General features: G+C 63.2%; 18 protein-coding genes and 1 tRNA gene. 9 read left to right on the top strand and 10 right to left on the bottom strand.

Annotation, left to right across the window (positions count from 1 at the left end):
• Positions 1–12 precede the first annotated feature (12 nt).
• The 3 genes from FJV80_RS21145 to FJV80_RS21135 are packed head-to-tail and all read left to right on the top strand — an operon-like array spanning position 13 to position 2,620.
• The gene (locus FJV80_RS21145) at positions 13–780 is read left to right on the top strand and encodes an SDR family oxidoreductase (RefSeq protein WP_142877326.1); all 768 of its coding nucleotides are present in this window, start codon (positions 13–15) and stop codon (positions 778–780) included.
• A 29-nt stretch (positions 781–809) separates the two neighbouring features.
• Positions 810–1,808, top strand: coding sequence for a sugar phosphate isomerase/epimerase (locus tag FJV80_RS21140; RefSeq protein ID WP_142877325.1), 999 nt, complete (start codon positions 810–812; stop codon positions 1,806–1,808).
• Positions 1,808–2,620 carry an SDR family oxidoreductase gene (locus FJV80_RS21135; RefSeq protein WP_095775502.1) on the top strand — a complete coding sequence of 271 codons (813 nt, stop codon included), beginning with the start codon at positions 1,808–1,810 and terminating at the stop codon, positions 2,618–2,620. The genes FJV80_RS21140 and FJV80_RS21135 overlap by 1 nt, the downstream gene beginning before the upstream one ends.
• Before the next feature lie 63 nt (positions 2,621–2,683).
• Here FJV80_RS21135 and FJV80_RS21130 read toward each other — a convergent pair.
• Both FJV80_RS21130 and FJV80_RS21125 read right to left on the bottom strand, forming a co-directional pair.
• Positions 2,684–2,760, bottom strand: a tRNA-His gene (locus FJV80_RS21130).
• Between the two features lie 355 nt (positions 2,761–3,115).
• Positions 3,116–3,574, bottom strand: a complete 459-nt coding sequence (locus FJV80_RS21125; protein WP_095775501.1) for a phasin — start codon at positions 3,572–3,574, stop codon at positions 3,116–3,118.
• A 250-nt stretch (positions 3,575–3,824) separates the two neighbouring features.
• On the opposite strand from FJV80_RS21125, the gene FJV80_RS21120 reads away from it, so the two are divergent.
• Positions 3,825–7,817, top strand: coding sequence for a PAS domain S-box protein (locus tag FJV80_RS21120; protein WP_142877324.1), 3,993 nt, complete (start codon positions 3,825–3,827; stop codon positions 7,815–7,817).
• 246 nt (positions 7,818–8,063) lie between these two features.
• Here FJV80_RS21120 and FJV80_RS21115 read toward each other — a convergent pair whose 3' ends face one another.
• Complete coding sequence (locus FJV80_RS21115; protein WP_142877323.1) at positions 8,064–10,022, bottom strand: acetoacetate--CoA ligase; 1,959 nt, start codon at positions 10,020–10,022, stop codon at positions 8,064–8,066.
• A gap of 197 nt (positions 10,023–10,219) precedes the next feature.
• On the opposite strand from FJV80_RS21115, the gene FJV80_RS21110 reads away from it, so the two are divergent.
• Complete coding sequence (locus tag FJV80_RS21110) at positions 10,220–12,073, top strand: AsmA family protein (protein ID WP_095775499.1); 1,854 nt, start codon at positions 10,220–10,222, stop codon at positions 12,071–12,073.
• Positions 12,074–12,271: 198 nt separating this feature from the next.
• Here the strand turns inward: FJV80_RS21110 and FJV80_RS21105 are convergent, their stop codons facing one another.
• The 6 genes from FJV80_RS21105 to FJV80_RS21080 all read right to left on the bottom strand — a co-directional run bounded on the left by FJV80_RS21105 (position 12,272) and on the right by FJV80_RS21080 (position 19,285).
• A complete protein-coding gene (locus FJV80_RS21105; protein WP_095775498.1) occupies positions 12,272–13,090 on the bottom strand; it encodes an ABC transporter permease subunit in 819 nt (272 codons plus the stop codon).
• Positions 13,087–14,055, bottom strand: a complete 969-nt coding sequence (locus FJV80_RS21100) for an ABC transporter permease subunit (protein WP_095790162.1) — start codon at positions 14,053–14,055, stop codon at positions 13,087–13,089. The genes FJV80_RS21105 and FJV80_RS21100 overlap by 4 nt, the downstream gene beginning before the upstream one ends.
• A 9-nt stretch (positions 14,056–14,064) precedes the next feature.
• On the bottom strand, positions 14,065–15,207 hold the full coding sequence (locus tag FJV80_RS21095) for an ABC transporter ATP-binding protein (RefSeq protein ID WP_142877322.1): 1,143 nt from the start codon (positions 15,205–15,207) through the stop codon (positions 14,065–14,067).
• Positions 15,208–15,287: 80 nt separating this feature from the next.
• Positions 15,288–16,385 carry a polyamine ABC transporter substrate-binding protein gene (locus FJV80_RS21090; protein ID WP_095775495.1) on the bottom strand — a complete coding sequence of 366 codons (1,098 nt, stop codon included), beginning with the start codon at positions 16,383–16,385 and terminating at the stop codon, positions 15,288–15,290.
• A gap of 349 nt (positions 16,386–16,734) precedes the next feature.
• Positions 16,735–17,688 (bottom strand): DMT family transporter, encoded by a 954-nt coding sequence (locus tag FJV80_RS21085; RefSeq protein WP_142877321.1) that lies wholly within the window; start codon positions 17,686–17,688, stop codon positions 16,735–16,737.
• Between the two features lie 142 nt (positions 17,689–17,830).
• Positions 17,831–19,285 carry an XRE family transcriptional regulator gene (locus FJV80_RS21080; RefSeq protein ID WP_142877320.1) on the bottom strand — a complete coding sequence of 485 codons (1,455 nt, stop codon included), beginning with the start codon at positions 19,283–19,285 and terminating at the stop codon, positions 17,831–17,833.
• A 239-nt stretch (positions 19,286–19,524) separates the two neighbouring features.
• Between FJV80_RS21080 and FJV80_RS21075 the strand changes: the two genes are divergently transcribed.
• The 3 genes from FJV80_RS21075 to FJV80_RS21065 all read left to right on the top strand — a co-directional run bounded on the left by FJV80_RS21075 (position 19,525) and on the right by FJV80_RS21065 (position 21,858).
• Positions 19,525–20,874, top strand: coding sequence for an isocitrate lyase (locus FJV80_RS21075; RefSeq protein WP_142877319.1), 1,350 nt, complete (start codon positions 19,525–19,527; stop codon positions 20,872–20,874).
• Between the two features lie 56 nt (positions 20,875–20,930).
• On the top strand, positions 20,931–21,173 hold the full coding sequence (locus FJV80_RS21070; protein WP_006202762.1) for a hypothetical protein: 243 nt from the start codon (positions 20,931–20,933) through the stop codon (positions 21,171–21,173).
• Positions 21,174–21,414: 241 nt separating this feature from the next.
• Positions 21,415–21,858, top strand: coding sequence for a response regulator (locus tag FJV80_RS21065; protein ID WP_095775490.1), 444 nt, complete (start codon positions 21,415–21,417; stop codon positions 21,856–21,858).
• A gap of 89 nt (positions 21,859–21,947) precedes the next feature.
• Here the strand turns inward: FJV80_RS21065 and FJV80_RS21060 are convergent, their stop codons facing one another.
• A complete protein-coding gene (locus tag FJV80_RS21060; RefSeq protein ID WP_095793643.1) occupies positions 21,948–22,664 on the bottom strand; it encodes an HAD family hydrolase in 717 nt (238 codons plus the stop codon).
• A 143-nt stretch (positions 22,665–22,807) separates the two neighbouring features.
• On the opposite strand from FJV80_RS21060, the gene FJV80_RS21055 reads away from it, so the two are divergent.
• Positions 22,808–24,244, top strand: coding sequence for a glutamine synthetase family protein (locus FJV80_RS21055; RefSeq protein ID WP_179296552.1), 1,437 nt, complete (start codon positions 22,808–22,810; stop codon positions 24,242–24,244).
• Positions 24,245–24,313: the final 69 nt, after the last annotated feature.

The following is a 24,313-nucleotide window of genomic DNA, read 5'->3' as shown; positions in this document are numbered from 1 at the left end:
AGAGTTCCGCTTTTGTCCTTTGCCACCTATCCGAGCCTGGCCGACCGTGTCGTGCTGATTACCGGCGGCGCGTCTGGCATCGGCGCCGACACGGTTCGCGCCTTCGCCGCCAATGGCGCACGCGTCGCGTTTCTCGATCTGCAGCAGGAGGCCGGCGAAGAGCTCGCGCGGGAACTCGCCGCCACGGCAGCGCACCCGCCCCTCTTCATGCGCTGCGACGTGACCGATATTGCCGCCCTCCGGGCTGCGATCGGCACGGTGCGCGACCGCCTCGGACCTGTCGCGGTGCTGGTCAACAACGCCGCCGACGACAATCGCCACCCGGTTGCCGAGGTGACGCAAGAGTACTGGGACCACGCCCAGGACGTGAACCTCAGGCACCACTTCTTTGCCGCCCAGGCCGTGCATCCGCACATGAAGGAACTGGGCTTTGGTTCGATCGTCAATTTTTCCTCGATCGCCTGGCGCTTCGGCGCGGCGGAGATGGCGCCCTATGCGACGGCCAAGGCTGCGGTGGTCGGGTTGACATTCGCGCTGGCTCGGGCGTTTGGCCCCGACAACATCCGCGTCAACGCCATTGAGCCGGGCGCAGTCATCACCGACCGGCAACGACGGCTTTGGTACAAGACACAGGGCACGGTCGACCAGGTCGTGCAGCGCCAGATGATCCGCCGGGTTCTGCTGGGCGAGGAGATCGCGCGCACGGTGCTGTTCCTCGCCGCCGACGACAGCCGCATGATCACCAAGCAGTCGATCACCGTGGATGCCGGCCTGCGATGACGGCGAAACCAGAATCCAAGGATCGCTCCATGCTCCAGGTGGGCCTGAACCCCTACGGTCTGACCTATCATCTCGGCCTGCAGGCCCGCGGCACGCCACGCGCCAATCCCAAGCCGGCGGGGCTGGAGGGTTTCATCGCGCTTGCGACCGAGCTCGGCGCCAAGGTGCTGGAGATCTGGGTGCCATGGCTGACGGAGCTTTCCGACGATGCGGTCATCGCGCTGCGCGAAAGGCTCGCCGGCCTCGGCATCACCCCGATCGTCAGCGGCGGCCTTTTGGTCGGTGAACCGCTCGATGATGCCTTTCGGGCCGCGCGCCTGCTCAAGGCCAAAATCATCCGAACGGCACTGACGCCGGTTCTGTGTGGCGACCGCAACGCTGCCGGCGAGAAATGGAGCGAGTTCGCCGGCATCATTCGCGCGAGATTGCAGGAATGGGGTCCGCGCGCGATTGCCGAAGGCCATGTCCTGGCGATCGAAAACCACCAGGACTTCACCAGCCAGGAACTCGCCGATTTCTGCGCACTCGGCGGCGAAGGCGTCGGCGTCACCTTCGACACCGGCAACACATTCCCGGTCGGCGAAGCGCCGCTCGATTTTACGCGTCGGATCGCACCTTACGTCCGCCATGTCCACCTCAAGGACTACCGCGTGCAGTTCACGACCGAAGGCTACAGGCTGATCCGCTGTGCCATCGGCGATGGTGCAGTGCCGTTTGCCGAACTGTTCGCAGTTCTTGCCGAACACCACGATCGCATGACCGCCGTTCTCGAACCGGGTGCATTGGAGGCGCGGCATGTCCGCTTTCTCAGCGACGACTGGTGGTACGGCTATCCGCCGAAGACGGCGCGCGAATTTGCCGCCTGCCTGCGGGCCGCGCAGCGCAATCGGCTGCCCGATGATGCCGACTACCGCACCCCTTGGGAGCGCGAAGACGACGTTTCCCTCGTTTCCTATGAGCTCGACATGATCAGGCGCAGCGCCGCCAACATGCGCAACCTTGGTTTGATGAAAGTGGAGAAGATCTGATGACGGCACGTGAACTCGATGGATTGACCGCCTTCGTAACCGGCTCCGGCCGTGGCCTCGGTCGCGTGATGGCCGAGCGCCTGGCGGAACTCGGCGCCAATGTCGCGATCCATGACATGGACGAAACAGCGCCGGCCAAATACGGCGAGTTCGCCAATCTCGCAGAGGTGGCCGAGCGCCTGAAGCGTCATGGCACGAAGGTCACGTCGGTGACCGGCAACATTGGCGACCAGAAGGCGGTGGCCGAGATGAAGCGCAAGATAGAGGCCGATCTCGGCGACGTGCATGTGCTGGTCAATTGCGCCGGCGGCGACATCGGCGCCAAGGGCGGCAAGCCGAACCCGAACAACGCCCTCGACATCGAGCTAGACGACATCCGTGTGCTCACCGAAAACAATCTGATCGGTACGATGCTGGTCTGCCAGGCCTTCGTACCGCCCATGAAGCAGCGCGGCGGCGGCTCCGTCATCAACATCGCGTCGGCGGCAGCACATCTCGGCGTCTCGCCCGAGGTCGTCTACTCGACGTTGAAGGCCGCGGTCGTGCATTACACGCGCTGCCTCGCCAAGGAGTTGATCGACGACGGCGTGCGCATCAATGCGGTCAGCCCTGGCGCCACCAAGACGGCCCGGTTCCAGGCAACCCGAGTGGTCGATCCGACGCGCATGGATTCGAGCAAGAAATCGCTAAACCGCTATGCGGAGCCGGAGGAGATCGCCGAGGCGGTGGCCTTTCTCGCCGGTCCACGCGCGCGCTTCATCAACGGCCAGGTCATCCGCGTCGATGGTGGTTTCACCATCTTTCCAGGTTGAATACGCGCCGACTACAGTGGCAGCCGCCCTCAGGTGGAGGTCGCCACTTATGGGATAAGTAGATGGTACCGTTGGCTGGGATCGAACCAGCGACCTCCGGATCCACAATCCGGCGCTCTAACCAGCTGAGCTACAACGGCACATTTGCCTGAGCAGAATCTCTTCGGGAACTCGTCTCAAGCGATCCGCTCTGTCGTTCGGCGATGCGTCCATACGGGCTTATGGATTTTAATTCAAGGCTTTTGCGAAGCAAAGGCCACTTCCCCACATGTCGGCGCAACAGTGGCGGTTCGCCGGGCAAAGAAAAAGGCCGGCGGGAGGAGGTGCCGGCCTTTTCCTGTTACGAGCCAGCGGGAGGAGGAGCTGGCTGGTCACCCCGGGGAGCGGAGGGAGGAGGTTCCACTCGCCGGGTATTTCGTGATGGCTACCACCATACGCCTGATCGTTTTTGAGAAAATGCGACCTTTTGTTGCATCCTCAGATCATGCGCAAATATTAGGCAGCCTTAATGTCCTTGATCGCCTTCTCGAAGGCGGTCTTGATCGGCTTGGAGACGTCTTCCGCCGCCTTGGAGGCAACGGCCTGGAAATCCTTGGCCTGCTCGACCGTCAACTCGACGCGCTTGCGCAGGAAAGCGGTCTGCAGTTCGACGACTTCCGACAGCGACTTGGCGCCGATCAGGGCTTCGAGATGCGAGAAGCCGGCTTCGGCATTGGCGCGCAGCGCCGCGATGGTCTTGAGCGACAGGTCGCTGGAAACAGTCTTGGCGGTCTCGTAGGTCGACTCCAGAGCCTTCTGGGTCTCCTCGGCGCCGGTCTTGAGCTTGGCATAGGCCTCCTTCGACTGCTCAACGCCCTTTTCGGCGAAAGCGCGCATCTGGTCGGTGGCCTTGGAAGCGTCGAAGCTCGGGAATTCAACGTTTTCGATGGTCTCGGCAGTTTTGGTCCTGGACATTTTCCATCCTTTTCAGCGGCAGCGGCTTTGACGGAAAGCCGTCTCGTTCATGTATGATGGCAATATAAAGGCAATTTTTGTGCATTGCAATATCTTTGTTGCAGTGCACCATAAATTTCTTTCCGGCCGTTAACCAAAAGCCCAGAAACCAGCCTTTGCACGTTCTGGCTTGTGGACCTTCGCGCCTTCGGCTTTTATTAACAAAGCGTTAACTGCAAATTTCGCCGCTCCGTGAGGGTTCGCCAAGCGCATGCCGTCCGAATATTCCTTCCTCGACGTCGCCGTGCTCGACGCGGTGCGCCAGCGCTTTGCCGCCGGCGACGCGATCGCGATCCTGTCGGTCGACCTGGAGCAGGTGATCTGGGCCAATGGGCCGGGCGCCGCGGTGTTCGGTTATCCCGACATCGAAGCGATCATCGGCGCCTCGGCACAGCTGCCGCTGATTGCCCGCCGCCAGATCATGGCGACCAGCGGCTTTCCCGAGATCGGCAGCGATCGCGGCATCACCGTCAGGCTGGCGACCGGCATGACCAGCAGGACCGTCGGCTTCCAGGCGAGTGCCGTGACGCTGCCCGACGGCGAGAAGGCGATCATGCTGGCGGTGCCGGCGGCGCAGACAGGCTCACGCGGTGCCGCCGAAATCGCCAGCCGGGCGATCAGCGGCTTCACCGAAGACGGCCATTTCATCGCCTTCATCGATGCCGGGGGCAATGTCGAGGCCGCGTCGGACGGCTTTTTGAAGCTCGGCATCCAGCCCGCGACGCTTGCCGCCCTGGTCGCCGATGTGGCCGCCGAGGGCGAACGCATTGTCAAGCGTCTCGTTCCGGGCGGCAACACTTCCTACCCCGCCGGGCTCGCGCGGCTGACGCCGGAGCGGCACCTCCTGGTTGTGATCGATGAGGATCAGCTCGAGGACCATGCGTCTGTCTCAGAAGCTTCGGCAGAACCCGCTCCTAAAGTAACGGAAAGCACCGCCGCACAATCCGATCCTCATCAGGACAATCAGCCGACGGCGGATGCTTCGCAGGCGGAGGCCGTCGAACGGTCACCTGGTACTGCCGAGATCGAGCCCGAGCCCGCCCCTTCCAAGCCGGCGCCTGAAGATATGCCGGAACGGGCCACGCAAGAGATTTCGGAGCCGACCGGACCGACTCCGGTTGCCGCCGACAACGATCAGCCGACAGCGGGCGGCACGCCGGCACAGCACGATCACTGGTACTTCAATGTCGGCGAGGATGGCGCGCGACCCGCGCCTGCCGCGCCGGAAGCGAAAAATGTGGTCCAAGCGACCGGCGCCGAGGCTTCGGTGGGCAGCGCGAAGGAGAGCAAACCCGCCTCCTCGGCAACCACGCCCCCAGCTCGGACAATAGACCGCTCGGCCGCGCCGCTGCGCTTCGTCTGGCGCACCGACGCCGAAGGCAAGTTCAGCACGCTGTCGCCGGAATTCGCCGACATTGTCGGCAAGCCGGCAGCCGATGTGATCGGCCGGCGCTTCAGGGATGTCGCGGCGGCCTTCGGCCTTGACGCGTCCGGCGAGATCGCTGGCCTGCTGGAGCGGCGCGATACCTGGTCCGGCCGCTCCGTGCTATGGCCTGTCGTCGGCACCGACCTGAAGATCCCCGTCGACCTGGCGGCTTTGCCCGTCTATGGCCGCAGCCGCGCCTTCGAAGGTTTTCGCGGCTTCGGCGTTGCCCGGACCGGCGATGCGATCGTCGATCCGGAAGCGATCGGCATGGCCCTGTTGCCCAATGGCGAGCGGCCGGCGACGCCGGAAACCGTGAAACCTCCGGCTGAGGAGCCGAAGGCGGAGGAGTCGAAGGCCGAGGAACCAAATGCGGCGGATCCATTCAAGGGCGAGGTGCCGGCGCTGACCATCGTGCCGAAACAAGAGCGGCGCTTTGCCGACAAGGTCATCCGCCTGGCCGAACACCGGCAGCCGGCCAACGACAAAGGGCTGTCGACACTGGAACGCAGCGCCTTCCGTGAGATCGGCGAGCGGCTGAAGAAGGACAGTGCATCCACCGTGCCGCCGGAAGCCGAAAAGCCCGGCATCGAAAGCACGACGAAACCGGAGCCCAGCACACCGGCTGGGCCAGCGGCTGAAACTGCAGCGGAGGCCCCGGCGGCCAAGGCGGAAACTCCGATCGAGGCCGTCTCCGATGTTGCGTCGACGCCTGAAGCCGTCTCGGATCAAGAGCCGGCAGAGACCGGCGAAACCCCGGTGGCGGAACCGGAGAAGGACGCGGTGCTGGCCGAACCATCCGAGACCGATGCCGAGGACGAGGCGGATCTCGCACGGCTTGATGGCGGTCACCCGGACGACATGGTTCGCCAGGAGGACAGCGACACGCCGGCCGGGGCGACAGGCTCGCTGCTCAGCTATGCCGAGGCGAGCCCCGTCGCGGACAATGACGAGCCCACGGCCTCTGAACCGGTCACCACAGAATCGGAAAGTGCCGAGCCCGCCGCAATCGACGATGAACCGGCAATGGCAGACGCCGGACATGTCGGGACCGACGACGATGAGAGCATGACGTCGGCCGATTTTCGCGATGCCGAGGACAGTGAGGACTGGGGCGACGGCGCGGAAACCGCTGCCACTGACGAGCAGCCCGCGACATTTGGCGGTGAAGCCGCAAGCGCAAGCGGCGGCGTCGAGAGCCCGGCCGAACGGCCACGCCTGAAAGTGCCGCCGCTCAAGACCGAAGGGATCGTGCCGTCGGCCTTTTCCGTCGGCGACGAAGGCAAGGCTCCAGACACTTCGCTGCTCGGCAAGCTGCCGGTGCCGCTGCTCATCCATTCGGGCGACCAGTTGCATTATGCCAATGAGGAGTTCCTCGACCTGACCGGTTATGACACGCTCGAGCATCTCGAGGACGCCGGCGGCCTGGGTGCGCTGTTCGCCGATCCTTATGCCGATGACGGCACCTCCGACGGCAGCGACCGGGCACTGCGGCTGAAAACGCGCGATGGCCAGGAATTCCCGATCGACGCGATCCTGCGCTCCGTTCCCTGGCGCGACGGCAAGGCGCTGATGCTGGTCGTGCGCCGTTCCGGCGATGATGACGCGCCCGCAGCCCTGCACCTGGTCGGCGAAGAGCTGACACAACCTGACATTTCCGAGCTCAAGGCCCGCATCGCCGAGATGCGCACCATCATCGACACCGCTACCGACGGCGTCGTGCTGATCGGCAGCGACGGCACCATCCGCTCGATCAGCCGCCCGGCCGAAGCGCTGTTCGGTTTCGACAGCGACGAGGTGACCGGCAAGCCCTTCGCCTCGCTGTTTGCCATCGAAAGCCAGCGCGCGGCGCGCGACTATCTCACCGGGCTTTCCGAACCCGGCGTGGCGAGCGTCATGAATGACGGCCGCGAGGTGATCGGGCGCGAGGCGCAAGGGCGCTTCATCCCGCTGTTCATGACCATCGGCCGGCTGCCCAATGACAGCGGGTTCTGCGCTGTCGTGCGCGACATCACGCAGTGGAAGCGAGCCGAGGAAGATCTCACCCAGGCGCGCGCGGTGGCCGAACGGGCGTCCTCGCAGAAGACCGATTTCCTTGCCCGCATCAGCCACGAGATCCGCACGCCGCTCAATGCCATCATCGGCTTTTCCGAATTGATGGTCGACGAGAAGTTCGGGCCGGTCGCCAATGACCGCTACCGCGACTATCTGCGCGACATCAATCGCTCCGGCAACCATGTGCTCGACCTGGTCAACGACCTGCTCGACATCTCGAAGATCGAGGCCGGCCAGCAGGAAATGGCCTATGAGGCGGTCTCGCTCAACGACACGCTGGCCGAGACCGTGGCGATGATGCAGCCGCAGGCCAACCGCGAACGCGTCATCATCCGCTCCAGCTTCGCCTCGCGGCTGCCGGAAGTGGTGGCCGACCTGCGCTCCGTGCGCCAGATCGCGCTCAACATCCTGTCCAACGCCATTCGCTACACCCAGGCCGGCGGCCAGGTGATCGTCTCGACCGCCTATGAGACTTCAGGCGACGTCGTCATGCGGGTGCGCGACACGGGGATTGGCATGAGCCAGGCCGAGATCGAACAGGCGCTGAAGCCGTTCAAGCAGATCAACGCGCTGAAGCGCGGCCGCGGCGACGGCACCGGCCTTGGCCTGCCGCTGACCAAGGCGATGGTGGAAGCAAACCGCGCCCGCTTCACCATCAATTCGACGCCTGGCGAAGGCACGCTGGTCGAGGTCGCGTTTCCTTCGACCCGGGTGCTGGCGGAATAGCGAGTCCAAAAGAAAAGGCGCCCTGGAGGACGCCTTAAGAGATGGGATTGCTGTCACAACGGGGGCTTGAGCGAATTCAGATCCTCCGGGGCAGAGGAACGGGATTTCTCCCTCAAGTTACATGCGACTATCGGGGCCGGGCCTTAACAAGTCCTTACCGGCTCGCCGAAAAATTTACGAATGTGTACCACTCGTGAAATCTAGGTAAATTCCCGCGACATGGTTCGTTAACCATCCCGATCGGGATCATTCGGCAAGCTGCGGCAGGTTCCTGAACAGCTCCAGCGCTTCCGGGTTGGCGAGCGCTTCCTTGTTCTTGATGGCGCGGCCATGCACGACGTCGCGCACGGCGAGTTCGGTGATCTTGCCCGACTTGGTGCGCGGAATATCCGTGACCGCGACGATCCTGGCCGGTACGTGACGCGGGCTGGCACCACTGCGTATCTTGGCGCGGATGCGTTTTTCCAGATCCTCGTCCAGTTGGACGCCCGCGGCCAGCCGCACGAACAGCACGACACGCACGTCATTGTCGAAATCCTGGCCGATGCACAGCGCTTCCAGGATTTCCGGCATCTGTTCGACCTGGTTGTAGATCTCCGCCGTGCCGATGCGCACCCCGCCCGGGTTGAGCGTAGCATCCGAGCGGCCATGGATGATCATGCCGCCATGCACCGTCCACTCAGCGAAATCGCCATGGCACCAGACATTGTCGAAACGCTCGAAATAGGCCGCCTGGTATTTCTTGCCGTCAGGGTCGTTCCAGAAGCCGATCGGCATCGACGGAAACGCCTTGGTGCAGACCAGTTCGCCCTTTTCCTGCCGGATCGGCCTGCCGTCGTCGTCCCAGACATCGACGGCCAGGCCAAGGCCGGGTCCCTGGATCTCGCCGGTCCATACCGGCTGGGTGGGCACGCCGAGCACGAAGCAGGAGACGATGTCGGTGCCGCCGGAAACCGAGGCGAGATGCACGTCCTGCTTGATGCCGTCGTAGACGAAGCGGAAATCCTCGGGCGACAGCGGCGAACCGGTGGAGGATATCGATCGCACGGTCGACAAATCATGGCTGCGGATCGGCTTGAGGCCGGCCTTGCGCACGGAATCGATGAACTTGGCCGAGGTGCCGAAGAAGGTCATCTTCTCGGCATCGGCGAAGTCGAACAGCACATTGCCGTCGGGGTAGAAGGGCGAACCGTCATAGAGCAGCAGCGTCGCCCCCGAAGCCAGGCCCGACACCAGCCAGTTCCACATCATCCAGCCGCAGGTGGTGAAATAGAAGAAGCGGTCGCCGTCGACGAGGCCGGCATGCAGCCGGTGTTCCTTGACATGCTGGATCAGCGTCCCACCGGCCGAGTGGACAATGCATTTGGGGATGCCGGTGGTTCCTGATGAAAACAGGATGTAGAGCGGATGCGAAAACGGCAGAGGTTCGAAGCTGACTGGCCTGGCGGCGAAGGGCGACAGCGCCTCTTCCATCGCCACCGCCTTGTCGATGGTTGCCGCCACATCGGCCGAAGTGCCGAGATAGTCGACAAGCAGCACCTTGCGGACACTGCCGAGCTTGGCTGCAACCACGGCGACCTTGTCGGCGACCTCGATCGCCTTGCCATTGTACCAATAACCGTCGGGCGCGATGAAGATGACAGGCTCGATCTGGCCGAACCGGTCGAGCACGCCCTGTTCGCCGAAATCGGGAGAGCAGGATGACCACACCGCGCCGATGGAGGCCGCAGCCAGCATGGCGGCGACGGTCTCGGGCATGTTCGGCATCATCGCCGCGATGCGGTCGCCCTTCTTGACCTTGAGCGACAGGAAGAGCTGCTGCAGGCGCGAGACCAGGCCATGCAGTTGGTTCCAGGACAGCCGCCGCTCGACCTTGTCCTCGCCGCGAAAGACGATCGCCTCGCCCGCGCCGGTCTTCTTCAACAGGTTCTCGGCGAAATTCAACGTCGCGTCGGGAAAGAAGGAGGCACCGGGCATCTTGTCGCCGTCGGCCAGCAGGCGCTCGCCCTTTTCGCCGACAATGCCGGAAAAGTCCCAGACCAGGCTCCAGAAGGTCTCGCGATCCTCGACCGACCAGCGGTGAAGGTCGCCATAGGAGGCGAATGTGGTGCCGGCTTTCGCCTCCGCGACCTTCTGGAAAGCTGTCAGTGGCGAAGCGTCGATCCGGTCTTGCGTCGGGGTCCAGAGCGGTACTTCGGCAGCCATGATCGGTCCTCCCACGGTCGTCATCGCTTATGCATATCGCAGCGCGGCAGAGCAAGATTTTGTTGGGCCGAAGCGCTCAGGTGTGCGCAAATGCCATCGCCGGGCCATAAAGACTTGAAATGCCTCAGTCCTAAGTCGTAGTGACGACTGGGGTTTTGCGTCAGGCGATTAATCGGAACGGAAGCATATAGGGCGAGATGCCATCATCCTTGATCCGCCGCGGAGTATGGGCGATCGGCGCTGCCGTGATCGTCATCGCTCTGGTGGTCGCAGCCCTGCCGCTGATCGCCTCGACGCGCATCGTGCGCGATCGCATCGCCTGGGAAATGAGCGCCTGGAGCGGCTTCCGGGTCGCCATCGAAGGCTCGCCGCGCATCGAGGTCTGGCCGAAATTCCGGGCGATCCTGACCGATGTCACGCTTTCGAAATGGACGGACACCGACGCGCCGCCGGTCGTCGAAGCCGAACGCGTCGAAATCGACCTATCGGCCATGGCGGCGTTGCAGGGCGACGTGGCGTTTTCCACGGCGCGGCTGGTGCGGCCGACGATCCGGGTCCAGCGCACGGCGGACGGCCTGTTCCTGCCCACTGCGCCGACCGGTGGGCGTATCGCGCGCTCCATCGACACGGCACGCGGCGTGGTCAGTGCCGATCCAGCCAAGCCCGACCTCGACAAGCTGCCGACAGATGCCTTCGGCACGGTTGAATTCAGGGACGGCCGCATGGTGACTTCCGTCAACGGAAAGGACGTGGAGATCCTGAGCAGCCTGAGCGGTCAGGCGACCTGGGCGGCGATGAACAGCAATGCGACGCTGTCGGCAACCGGAATCTGGCGCGGCGAAAGCGTCGCCCTCGACGCTGCCTCACAGAAGCCGCTGGTGCTGTTTGCCGGCGGTGTGGCGCCGCTCACTCTGTCTTTCAAGGCAGCACCCGCCACCTTCTCCTTCGACGGCACGGCCAGCATGTCCGACAACGCCTATTTCGACGGCCAGGTGAAGTTCGCGGCACCCTCATTGCGCCGTGTGCTGGAATGGTCGCAGGCCGGTATCGCGCCAAGTGCCGCGATCGGCTCGGTCAGCATTTCGAGCAAGGTCACGGCGTCGGCCGGACGCGTCAAGTTCGAGAACACCGCGCTGACGCTGGACAACAATCCGGGCATGGGCGCGCTCGACCTGTCGCTTGGCGACGCCCAACCCGTGATCTCGGGCACGCTCGCCTTCGACACGCTCGACCTCAGATCGTTTCTGTCCGCCTTCACCCCGCTGGGACCGGCGAGCGGGGCCGGCCCAGGTGACGTTGAGGCAAGTTTCGCCGACCGGGTCAATCTCGATTTGAGGCTGTCGGCGGCGCATGCCACGGCCGGAACGATCCAGCTTGCCGATGTCGCCGCAACCGCCCAGGTCAAGGACGGACTTTCCGTCTTCGATATCTCCGACGCCTCGGCCTTTGGCGGCAATATCCAGACCAGCCTCCGATTCGACCGCAAGCCCGAGGGCACACAGGTCGAGATCCGGCTGCTTGCGTCCGATGTCGATGGCGGCGCGTTCGGCACGGCGGCGGGCATGACCCGACTGGTGCCGGTCGGCACGGGCACCGTTTCGGTCATCCTCAAGGGACCGGGCAGGACCTGGGATTCGATCTTTGAAAACGCCGACGGTTCGGTCTCGGCGACCTTCGGCCCCGGCGCGCTCAGCAAGTTCAACCTGCCGGCCTTTCTCAAGCATACCGAACAGGGCGGCTTCTTCGCGCTCGACGACGTCTCGGACGGCACGCTGCCGATCGACGGCGCCGAAGTGAAGGCGACCATTTCGCGAGGCGTGGCGCGGCTGGACAAGGCCGAGGCCAATTCGGCGAAATACAAGATCTGGCTTACCGGCATCGCATCCTATGCGGGGCGCGGACTGGCGCTGTCCGGCGGCGTCATCCAGCCGGACCAGGCGGCAGCGCAGAAGACCGGCCAGCAAGGCCCCAACCAGTCGTCCTTCTTCGTCGGCGGAACCTGGAGCACGCCGTTCATTTCGCCGATAAGCCGTGGGGTTTCGGGCGAATAGAAGCGCGCTTACGTTTCGTTGAGCATCAAACCGGCTTCGTCCTCGGGTCAGGCCCCAGGTCATGCTTTTCGCGATCACGTTTCCGTTCAGTTGAGCATGATCTTGCCCGAAAACCGGCTTCCACTTTTCGGGATCATGCTTCCGTTCAGTTGAGCATGATCTTGCCCGAAAACCGGCTTCCACTTTTCGGGATCATGCTCAGCCGCGTTGCGCCGCCTGTTCGTCGAGCTGGCGTTGCACCTCACGACGCTTGTTGGCGATCGAAGCGATGATGACGCCGACCGCGACGACGGCGATCAGGATGGTGCAGGCGGCATTGATCTCCGGCGTCACGCCGAGACGGACCTGGCTGTAGATCTTCATCGGCAGCGTCGTGGCGCCCGGTCCAGAGGTGAAGCTGGCGATGACCAGATCGTCGAGCGACAGCGTGAAGGCCAGCATCCAGCCGGATACGATCGCCGGCAGGATCACCGGCAGCGTGATCTGGAAGAAGGTCTTGGCCGGCGTTGCGCCAAGATCCATCGCCGCCTCCTCCAACGACCGGTCGAAGGAAACCAGGCGCGACTGCACGACGACCGCCACGAAGCACATCGTCAGCGTGATGTGGGCGAGCGTCACCGTGAAGAAACCGCGGTCAAGCCCGACGGCAACGAAGAGCAGCAGCAGCGACAGGCCGGTGATGACTTCCGGCATGACGAGCGGGGCGAAGACCATGCCGGAAAACAGCACCCTGCCGTTGAACCGTGTGTAGCGCGTCAGGGTGAGTGCCGCCAGCGTGCCGAGCACGGTTGCCACGGTGGCCGAAATGACGCCGACACGCGCCGTCACCCAGGTGGCGTCCATCAGGCCCTGATTGTGGAACAGCGAGACGTACCATTTGGTCGAGAAGCCGCCCCAGACGGTGACGAGCTTGGATTCGTTGAAGGAGAAGACGATGAGCAGCACGATCGGCAGGTACAGGAAGGCAAAGCCAAGCACGATCGAGGTGACGTTGAAGCGGCTCCAGGTGGTGTTCATTTGCCCTGCTCCTGGGCACGCGCCTGTGCCTGCTGGAAAAGCATGATCGGCACGGTGAGCAGCAAAAGCAGGATGACGGCGACGGCCGACGAGACCGGCCAGTCGCGGTTGGCGAAGAACTCGTTCCACAGCGTCTTGCCGATCATCAGCGTCTGCGATCCGCCGAGCAGGTCGGGGATGACGAATTCGCCGACGGCCGGGATGAACACCAGCAGGCAGCCGGCTATGACGCCCGGCAGCGACAGCGGGAAGGTGATCTTCCAGAAAGCCGCGGTCGGCGGGCAGCCCAGATCCTTGGCCGCCTCGATCAGCGAGTAATCCATCTTTTCCAGCGACGAATAGAGCGGCAGGACCATGAAGGGCAGGTAGGAATAGACGATGCCGATGAAGATCGCCGTATAGGTGTTGAGGATGACCAGCGGCTGGTTGATGATATGCAGCGACAAGAGCAGCTGGTTGAGCAGGCCCTCGGGCTTCAGAATGCCGATCCAGGCATAGACGCGGATCAGGAACGACGTCCAGAACGGCAGGATGACCAGCATCAGCAAGGTCGGGCGGATGGTAGCCGGCGCGCGCGCCATTCCATAGGCTATCGGGTAGCCCACCAGCAGCGTCAGCACGGTCGAAATGGCGGCGATGATCAGGCTGGTGATGTAGGCCTTGAAATAGAGCGCGTCCTGCGTCAGCCAGACATAGTTGTCGAAGTTGAGGTCGCGGAACCCGGCGAAGAAGCCGGAGACGCCGTCGCTGAAGTCGAGCACCGGCGTGTAGGGCGGCATGGCGATCGCCGTCTGCGACAATGAAATCTTGAAGACGATGACGAAGGGGATGAGGAAGAAGAACAGCAGCCAGAGGTAGGGGACGATGATGACGAGCCGGTTGATGAAACCGGCACCCAGCCGCGTCAGGAACGGCTTGGCGGCGGCCGGTGGCGCGGCGGCATCGGCGACGGCGATGTTGGACATATCAGCCCCCTACCGCGCCAGCACGACGCCGGCATCGGGCCGGAAGGATACCCAGGCGCGGTCGTTCCAGGTCAGCGGATCCTCGGTCACGCGCGCCGCGTTCAAGGCGCTTGCCCGCACGATCTGCCCATCGTCGAGCCTGATGTGGTAGACGGTCATGTCACCGAGATAGGCAACGTCATAGACCTCGCCTTCCAGCGCGTTGACCGCATCGGCCGGCTTCTTCGACGAGACCTTGATCTTTTCAGGCCTGATGGCGAAGACGATATCGGCATTGGCCGCGGCCGCGGCACCGCCATTCTGGACGACGATCTGGGCACCGCTCAGTCCGGTGATGCGGGTGGTGTTGGCCGACCGCTCGGCGACCTTGCCCTCGAACATGTTCACATTGCCGACGAAATGGGCGACGAAGCGCGAGGCCGGGGCTTCATAGACTTCCGCGGGTGTCGCCACCTGCATGACCTCGCCCTTGTCCATGATGGCGATGCGATCGGCCATGGTCATCGCCTCTTCCTGGTCGTGGGTGACGACCACGAAGGTGAGACCGAGCTCCTGCTGCAAGTCCATCAGTTCGAACTGGGTTTCCTCGCGCAGCTTCTTGTCGAGCGCGCCGAGCGGCTCGTCGAGCAGCAGCACCTTCGGCCGCTTGGCGACCGAGCGGGCGAGAGCGACGCGCTGGCGCTGACCACCGGAGAGCTGGTGCGGCTTGCGCTTGGCGAACTGCTCGAGCTTGACCAGCTTCAGCATCTCGGCAACGCGCTTTTCGATATCGGGCTTGGGCATGCCTTCCTGCTTGAGGCCGAAGGCGATGTTGTTCTCCACCGTCATATGCGGGAACAGCGCATAGGACTGGAACATCATGTTGACCGGCCGGCGATAGGGCGGGATGCCGCGCAGATCCTGGCCATCGAGCAGGATGCGGCCGGCCGTCGGTTCCTCGAAACCAGCAAGCATCCGCAGCAGCGTCGACTTTCCGCAACCCGAGGCGCCGAGCAGGGCGAAGAACTCGCGCTCGAAAATGGTCAGCGACAAATTGTTGACGGCGGTGAAGTCACCGAACTTCTTGGTGACGTTGTCGAACTGGATGTATGGCTTGGCGTTCGGGTCGTTCCATGGCGCGAAATCCCTGCGGATGCTGCCAAGCGATTTCATATCCCCACTCCGTTTTGCTTCCTGCTTCGTGCCCCAAAAACGCGACCCCGGCAGTTGTCTGCCGAGGCCGCTTCAGATGCTTATTGGCCGGTAACGATCTTGGTCCAGGTGCGCGTGATGACGCGCTGGGTCTTGGGATCATAAGGGGAGACCGTGTAGAGCTTCTGCAAGGTCGCGTCGTCGGGATAGACGGCCGGGTCGCTCAGCAGTGCCTTGTCGACGAACTGCTGCGAGGCCTTGTTGCCGTTCGCGTAGAGCACGGCGTTCGACGATTTGGCGATCACTTCCGGCGTCATCATGTAGTCGAGGAATTCATGCGCTTCGGCGACATGCGGCGCATCGGCGGGGATCGCCATCTGGTCGAACCACATCTGGGCGCCTTCCTTAGGCACGGAATAGCCGATCTCCACGCCCTGCTTGGCCTCGACCGCGCGGTTGCGCGCCTGGAAGACGTCACCCGACCAGCCGACCGCCAGGCAGATGTCGCCATTGGCGAGCGCATTGATGTACTCCGACGAGTGGAACTTCCTGATGAAGGGGCGGACCTTCATCAGGGCTTCCTCGGCCTTGGCGATGTCGTCGGGCGAGGTGCTGTTCGGGTCGAGGCCGACATATTTCAGCGCCGCCGGAATGATGTCGGCCGGCGAATCCAGCACATAGACACCGCAATCCTTCAGCTTGGCGAGACTTTCGGGATTGAAGAACACGTCCCAGCTGTCGATCTTGTCGGTGCCGAGCGCTGCCTGCACCTTCTTGATGTTGTAGCCGATGCCGACCGTGCCCCACATGTAGTTGATCGAATACTCATTGCCGGGGTCGTATTTGGCGGTTCTTTGCGAAACCGTATCCCACATGTTGGAGAGGTTCGGCAGTTTCGACTTGTCGAGCTTCTGGAAAACGCCGGCCTGGATCTGGCGGGCCAGGAAATTGCCGCTCGGCACGACCACATCATAGCCGCTGCCACCGGCCAGCAATTTGGTTTCCAGGATCTCGTTGGAATCGAACGTGTCGTAGACGACCTTGATGCCGGTCTTCTTGGTGAAGTCGTCGATGATCGTCGGGTCGATATAATCGGACCAGTTGAAGACGTTGACGACGCGGTCCTCGGCATGCCCGGCGGGCGTGAACAATGTCAGAAATACCGAGGTCGCCGAAAGCCAGAGCGCTTTGCGGATCATGCTATTCTCCTTTGGTGAGTGTTCCTTCGCCGGCTCGTCGCGAACCCGCGCGACCGGGCATTTGTTTCAGACTATTGAGCTTTCCAGAAAGCGACAAGCGCGAACCGCCGACACCATGCAGGCGGTTCGATGAGCGGCAGGTGATGGCTCTGTGTCTCTGCAGCGGCCCGGGTGGCGTGCCGATGCCGTCAAAGGCTTTCGCCGTGGCGCGGGCAGAGATACGACGATGTGGTCCGGTCTCAATCTGACCGGCAGGGAGACTTGGCAAGATACGCCTGTCTTGTTGTTGCCGTAGTCTCAGCCTGCCCGCGCGGCAGCGAATTTGTCAATGGCAAAGCTGCACGCCGCATCAATTAGGCGACGGCACCCCGGTGACCCCCGCGCGCTCGGGCCGTGCCTGGCGCTTGAACTCGAGCCCGATATGGACGAGCAGCGCGGTGACCACCACGGCGCCGCCGATGATGGTGCGCCCGGACGGCACCTCGGAATGGATGAGCCAGACCCATATCGGCCCAAGGATCGGCTCGAAGGTGCCGAGCAGTGCCGCGATGGCCGCCGGGATCAATCGCGCGCCGGTGGCAAAGAAGGCAAGACCAATGCCGAGATTGACCACGCCGAAGGCGAAGAGAAAGCCCATGTCGGCGGCTGACACTGTGAAGGTAGACGCCTGCGAGGCGGCAAAGCCCGCGGCCAGGATCGTGCCGAGACAGGTCGCCGGCGTCATGCGCACGCTGGCGAACCGCCTTGTGATGACGGTGGCGACCGAGAACATCAAAGCGATCAGCAGCGCCAGCCCGTCGCCTATGGGCGAGACGGCGCCATCAAGCGATTCAGACACCATGATGGCAACGCCGGCAATGACGGCGGCAATCGCCACCCAGGTCACGGCACTGACACGTTCGCGAAACAAGGCCCAGGCCAACAGCGCCGCCAGAAGCGGCACGCCGGCCTGCATCAAGAGGATGTTGGCGACGGTGGTGTAGGCGAGTGCCACGACGAAGGCGGTCGATGCGATGGCGAAACAGAACCCGACGGCAAGGCCAGGCAGTCCCATGTCGCGAAACGATTTCAGCATGCCGCGCCAGCCGTCACGCCAGGTCATAAAAGAGAGCAGGAAGGCGGCGGCCCAGACGGAGCGCCAGAAAATAACCGTCCAGCTGTCGCCGACAGTGATGAAGCGGGCGATGGTGCCGCCGAAACTCCACATCAGCGCCGACAGGAAGACCAGAAGCATGCCGACACGTTCCTCGCGCGGCGAGGAAGTCGATGCAACAAGGCCCGGCGATGATGCTGCGTCTGTCATGGCCGCGACTGTCGAGCTTTTGTGGACGGGGCGATGCGCAAGGGGCGACAAAAAACTGCTCTGTTCGCGTAACGCAAAGAGCTACGCCGCGAGTGATCCAGAAACCGGCGACGATTGTGGCACCTTTACTGCTGCTGCCGCATTACTGGAAGTCGAAGGCGCTCAGGCCCGTCACCATCTCGTCGAGGCCAAGCGGACGCGTCACCGGCGGTTCGGCCCGCGCCAGACAGCCGACGCGCTCGCAAAGCCGGCAGGCGGGTCCGACCGGCGTCGCCGCGACCGCGACGGCGCCTTGTCCAGCCCTTGCGCCGACCGCGGCGCCGGGCAGTGCCGCGCCATAGACGATGTCGTCGCGAAAGCCGATCTCGCAACCGAGCAGCAGTGCTGTGCGGCGCGGACGCTCCGCGAACGCGCCCTGCGGCCCCTCAAGCGTGCGGGCGATGCACAGGAACTCGGCGCCGTCAGGCATTTCCACCGCTTCGACGAAAACCTGGCCCGGCTGGGTGAAGGCGGCATGGACGGGCAGCTTGGGGCAACCGCCACCGAAGCGGCTGTGCGGAAAGCCCTGGCTGCCGGCCCTGCGAAAGCGGTTTCCCGCATTGTCGACCTCCAGCATGAAGAACGGCACTCCGAGTGCGCGCTGCCGCTGCAGCATGGTCAGCCGGTTCGCCGCCTGCTCGAAGGAGACGCCGAAGCGCGAACGCAGGACGTCGATGTCGTAGCGGGCGCGGACGGCGGCGGCATGAAAGGTCTGGTAGGGCATCATCAGCGCATGCGCGGCATAGCGGCCGAGCTCGAAACGGGCGAGGCGGCGGGCCTCGTCCGTGGTCAGCTTGAGCGCCTGGATCTCGCCGGCGACCGCGACCGTCATGCGGATCAGGCAGGCCTCCATCGCCACCTCGCGCAGTTGGTCGAACGGTGACAGGCGCTCGGACAGGAACAGGCGCTGCGAATGGCGGTCATAGCGGCGGCGCCAGTTCGGCATGGTGGCGACCGGCAGCACCTTGACCACGATGCCGTATTCGCGCTTCAGCCATGCCTTCAACGCACCGAACAGATCGTCGCCGGGATCGAGCACCGCGGTGAACGCCTCGGCTTCTTCCTCAAGTGCCGTAAAATGGTTTGGCCGCCGCTCGAAGGTCTCATGCACCTCGTCGATCGGCAGGCGAGCGCCGGACAGCGCGGTCGCCCGCCCCTCGCGCGCCAGGAGTTCGTTGAGGTCTGACAGCCGATCGGCCTGCTCGCGATAGGCACGAAACAGTTTTATCACCGCCGCGGACGCATTGGGCGCCGCCTCGGCAAGTTCGATCAACTCCTGGTCTCCCGGCAATTCGCCGACCAGCAGCGGATCGGTGAACACCTCCTTCAAGGCCGCGACCGATCCCCTCGCCTCGCCCTGCAGCTCATGCGGGTCGACCTTGTAGACGGATGCCAGCTTGAGGATCAGCTGCACCGTCAGCGGCCGCTGGTTGCGCTCGATCAGGTTGAGGTAGGACGGCGAAATGCCGAGCCCCTCGGCCATCGCCGTCTGGGTCACGCCCTTGGCGTTGCGGATGCGGCGGATGCGCGGCCCGGCGAAAATCTTCTGCTCAGCCATCGACTGCCCTTGACAGGAATTTACACGACGTTCGCGGCAATCCCATTGCCGGTGAGTTTTTACAATTATGACAGATTTACATCACCCCCCTGTCAAACACAACACAGGTTTTCCCTAATTCTCGGCCACATAGCCTGATTTTTCTGGCTGATTTCGCGCCGCAATGTAAATTCGGTCACATCCAGATGTGCCAGAAGATCGGCGCGTGAACAAAGTCCAGCAATCCTTCGGAGTGACTCATGACCGATTTTTACAATCTCGTTCCCTCGGCGCCGGAAGGTCGCTTCGACGGTATCGAACGTCCCTATTCGCCGGAGGACGTGAAGCGGCTGCGCGGCTCGGTGCAGATCCGCCAGAGTCTCGCCGAAATGGGTGCCAACCGGCTGTGGAAGCTCATCCACGAGGAGGATTTCGTCAACGCGCTCGGCGCCATGTCCGGCAACCAGGCGATGCAGCAGGTCCGCGCCGGACTGAAGGCGATCTATTTGTCGGGCTGGCAGGTCGCCGCCGACGCCAACACCGCCTCGGCGATGTATCCCGACCAGTCGCTCTATCCGGCCAATGCCGCGCCGGAGCTGGTCAAGCGCATCAACCGCACGCTGCAGCGTGCCGACCAGATCGAGACCTCGGAGGGCAACGGGCTTTCGGTCGAGACCTGGTTCGCGCCCATTGTCGCCGACGCCGAAGCCGCGAAGCTTCTGACATCCGACATCGACGAGCGCGACCAGCCCTTCGCCGACGCCGAAGCCGGCTGCGGCGGGCCGCTCAACGCCTTCGAGATCATGAAGGCGTTCATCGAGGCGGGCGCCGCCGGCGTCCACTACGAGGACCAGCTGGCGTCGGAAAAGAAGTGCGGCCATCTCGGCGGCAAGGTGCTGATCCCGACTGCCGCGCATATCCGCAACCTCAACGCCGCGCGCCTGGCCGCGGATGTGATGGGCACGCCGACCCTGGTCGTGGCACGCACCGACGCCGAAGCCGCGAAGCTTCTGACATCCGACATCGACGAGCGCGACCAGCCCTTCGTCGACTACGATGCCGGACGCACGGTGGAAGGCTTCTACCATGTCAGGAACGGTATCGAGCCCTGCATCGCGCGGGCCGTCGCCTATGCGCCTCACGCGGACCTGATCTGGTGCGAGACCTCGAAGCCGGACCTCGTACAGGCCAAAAAATTCGCCGAGGGCGTGCGCAAGCACCATCCGGGCAAGCTGCTCGCCTACAATTGCTCGCCCTCGTTCAACTGGAAGAAGAATCTCGACGACGCGACGATCGCCAAATTCCAGAGGGAACTCGGCGCCATGGGCTACAAGTTCCAGTTCATCACGCTCGCCGGCTTCCACCAGCTCAACTATGGCATGTTCGAACTGGCGCGTGGCTACAAGGAACGGCAGATGGCGGCCTATTCCGAGTTGCAGGAAGCCGAATTCGCGGCGGAAGCCAATGGCTACACCGCGACCAAGCATCAGCGCGAGGTCGGCACCGGCTATTTCGACGCCGTGTCGATGGCAATCACCGGCGGCAAATCGTCAACCACCGCCATGCATGAATCGACCGAGCACGCACAGTTCAGGCCGGCCGCCGAATAGCGGATCAGAAACACCGGGGAAACGCCCAACAGGGCTTCAGACACAGGAGAAGACCAATGGCATCGATAAGCCGCGTCAAGGAACGGGCAGAAGAACAATCGACCACGATGAGCGTCGACCAGCAGGCAACAATCCGCATGCTGGCCAACGATCTGCACAGGCTCAACCAGTCGGTGATGAAGGCAGTCGAGGCCGGCGTCTCGGTGGAGCTGGTGCGCTCGGCGAGGCACCATGGCGGCGACGGCAATTGGGGCGACCTGCTGATCCCGGTGATCGTCACACAGCAGAGCCATGGCTGACCGGAAATCGTTGCAACCGGCCCTTCACCTGCGCAGTGTATGCGCAGGTGAATTATATTTTTATGCAACCGATCCGTGGACAGGGCAGTACAGTACTGTTGCTTGACTCCACTGTCGCAGGAGGCGTTTTCGGAAGCCTTTTATTTCAACTTGACATGGGGTGCGATCTCACGCCAATTGTCGACCAGATTCAACTCTGCATTGAAATAGGGGCGAGTTTCTTGGCCGACCTGGGTGCCCAGTGACTAACAAGGGCGAGACCACAAAACATCCGAATCTGGTGACCCAGGATTCAAGCACCGAGACGATCCGCGGTCCCTCGCAAGTGCTTGTTGTCGGGAAATCGCCGATCAATCGCGTGGTGGTGTCGAAGATCGTCGAGCGATCCGGGCTCAAGCCAATCTCGGAATCGCCCGACATGGCGGCGAAGACCTTGCGAACACTGGTGCCAGGCGTGATCGTTCTGGATGGCGGCGCGGACAACAAGGACTGCGACACCCTGATGTCCGGCATCGAAACGTTGCGACGGGCTTCGGGAAAATCGTTTCCTCCCGTGATCCTGCTTTCAACCAAGACCGGTACGCCGGAGAGCCTGGGCCTGTCGAATTTGATTGACGTCGTGGTCGCCAAGCCGATCACGCCTGAACGGCTGCAACCGGTGATCGATCGCCTGATAAGCCGCTAAGGGCGTCGCCTGACGCGCTTCAGGTCATTGTTCCATGCATGTCGTTCTCCCAAAACCGAGGTCACTTTTGGGCGACGTGCAAAGCGCGATCAACTCCCTCCGGTGATGGTTTGGACCAGTTCGGGCAATTGCCCGAGGTCCGATATCTGGCGAAACCGCGGCTCGGCGAGCGGCGCCTCGACATGCTCGAGCACCCAGGTGAGTTCGTGCGGCACATGAACACCCCAGCCGCCTGCCTCGATGGCCGGCACCACGTCCGACTTCAGCGAATTGCCGACCATCATGCTCTTTGCCGGACCGTCACCGTGGCGGCTGAAAAGGCGGGAATAGGTCGCGGCATTCTTGTCGCTGACGATCTCGACCGCGTCGAACAGGTCGCCGAGGCCGGACCCGGCCAGCTTGCGCTCCTGGTCGAAGAGGTCGCCCTTGGTGATCAGCACGAGGCGGTACGCGCCGGCAAGTTTCTCCACCGTCTCGCGAACATGCGGCAAGACCTCGATCGGGTGGCTCAGCATCTCGCGGCCAGCCTCGAGGATCTGCGCTATGACCGAAGCCGGTACGCGCCCGTCGGTGACCTCGATCGCCGTTTCGATCATCGACAGGGTAAACCCCTTGATGCCGAAGCCATAGACGGCAAGGTTGCGCCGCTCGGCCTCGAGCAATCGCGCCGAAATCTGGTTCTCCTCGCCATGATCGGCAAGCATGGCGGCGAAACGCTTCTCCGTCATGCGGAAGAACTGTTCGTTCTGCCAAAGCGTGTCGTCTGCGTCGAAGCCAATGGTCGTCAGTTCGTCGTTGTTTCGCATCGATGCCTTCCGGGTTGCGAGCCGTACGAACCTAGGCCGGCCGACGTGATTTTCAACCGGCACGAGGAATGCCGGCAGCACCTCCCCTTCCCTTAAACAGTGGGGCACGGCTATACTCCGAAATCCGCAACCCAATCTGGTGAATGATGCCGCCTGCAAAAAAGGAAGTCCGTCCGTCGAGCCGCGGAGGACGAGCGCGTACGCCTGCCTTCGTGAAAAACCTGCGTGGTGTGAAGAACTGGAAGGAAGTCAGCGAGTGGCTGGAATGGCGCGGCATCGAGGACATCGAATGCATCACGCCTGATCAGGCGGGCGTGGCCCGCGGCAAGATGATGCCGTCGAAGAAATTCACCTCCAACACCTCGCTGGCGCTGCCTTCGGCCGTTTTCATGACGACGATTTCCGGCGGCTATCCTGAAGACGGCAACGGCTTCCACTATCCTGAGGACGACGGCGACCTCAAGCTGATGCCGGACCTGTCGACGCTGACAGTGGTGCCCTGGGAAGAAGACCCGACGGCCGCCGTCATATGCGACCTCGTCCACCAGGACGGCCGCTCGGTCGAATTCACGCCGCGCAATGTGCTGAAGCGCGTGCTTGCCGCCTATGACAAGCTCGGGCTGAGGCCGGTGGTGGCGCCCGAGATCGAGTTCTACCTGGTGCGCAAGAATCCGGACCCGGACTATCCGCTCACCCCGCCCGTCGGCCGCTCGGGCCGTGCGATCGGCGGCGGCGCCGGCTATTCGATCGCCGGCGTCAACGAGTTCGACGAACTGATCGACGACATCTACCACTTCTCCGAAAGCCAGGGCCTGGAAATCGACACGCTCATCCATGAAGAGGGCGCCGGCCAGCTCGAGATCAATCTGCGCCACGGCGACCCGATCGAGCTCGCCGACCAGGTGTTCATGTTCAAGCGCACCATCCGTGAAGCCGCGCTCAAGCACGAGATCTACGCCACCTTCATGGCCAAGCCGATCCAGGGCCAGCCGGGTTCGGCCATGCATATCCACCAGTCGATCATCGACAAGAAGACCGGCAAGAACATTTTTTCGGCCGAGGACGGCTCGGAGACCGAGGCGTTCTTCCATTTCATCGGCGGCATGCAGAAACACGTGCCGAACGCGCTGGTGATGTTCGCGCCCTATGTCAATTCCTACCGGCGGCTGACGCAGGCGGCCTCGGCTCCGGTCAACAACAAATGGGGCTATGACAACCGCACCACGGCGTTCCGCGTGCCGCGTTCGGATCCGGCGGCGCGGCGAGTCGAAAACCGTATCCCGTCCTCCGATGCCAATCCCTACCTGGCGCTGGCGGCTTCGCTTGCCTGCGGGCTGATCGGCATCACCAGGAAGGTCAAGGCCGAGCCGCCGGTGCTGACGACCGCCAATGCGGACGAGATCGACCTGCCGCGCAGCCTGCTCGAAGCCGTCGACCTGTTCGAGGGCGACGAGGAACTCTGCGCGCTGCTGGGCAAATCCTTCGCCGCCACCTATGCGGCGATCAAGCGGGCGGAATTCGAGACCTTCATGGAAGTGATCAGCCCGTGGGAGCGGGAGTATCTTCTGCTCAACGTATGAGCGGCGACGCTTGAATGGTGAATAGTGAATGGTGAGTAGCTTCATACTGGATGGATGAGCGCAGACGGT

It is taken from the genome of Mesorhizobium sp. WSM4310, assembly GCF_007003935.1.
In the GTDB taxonomy this organism is placed as follows: Bacteria; Pseudomonadota; Alphaproteobacteria; order Rhizobiales; family Rhizobiaceae; genus Mesorhizobium.
Note: the sequence above shows the minus strand (reverse complement) of the source record. Positions and strands in the feature narration are given on the sequence as shown.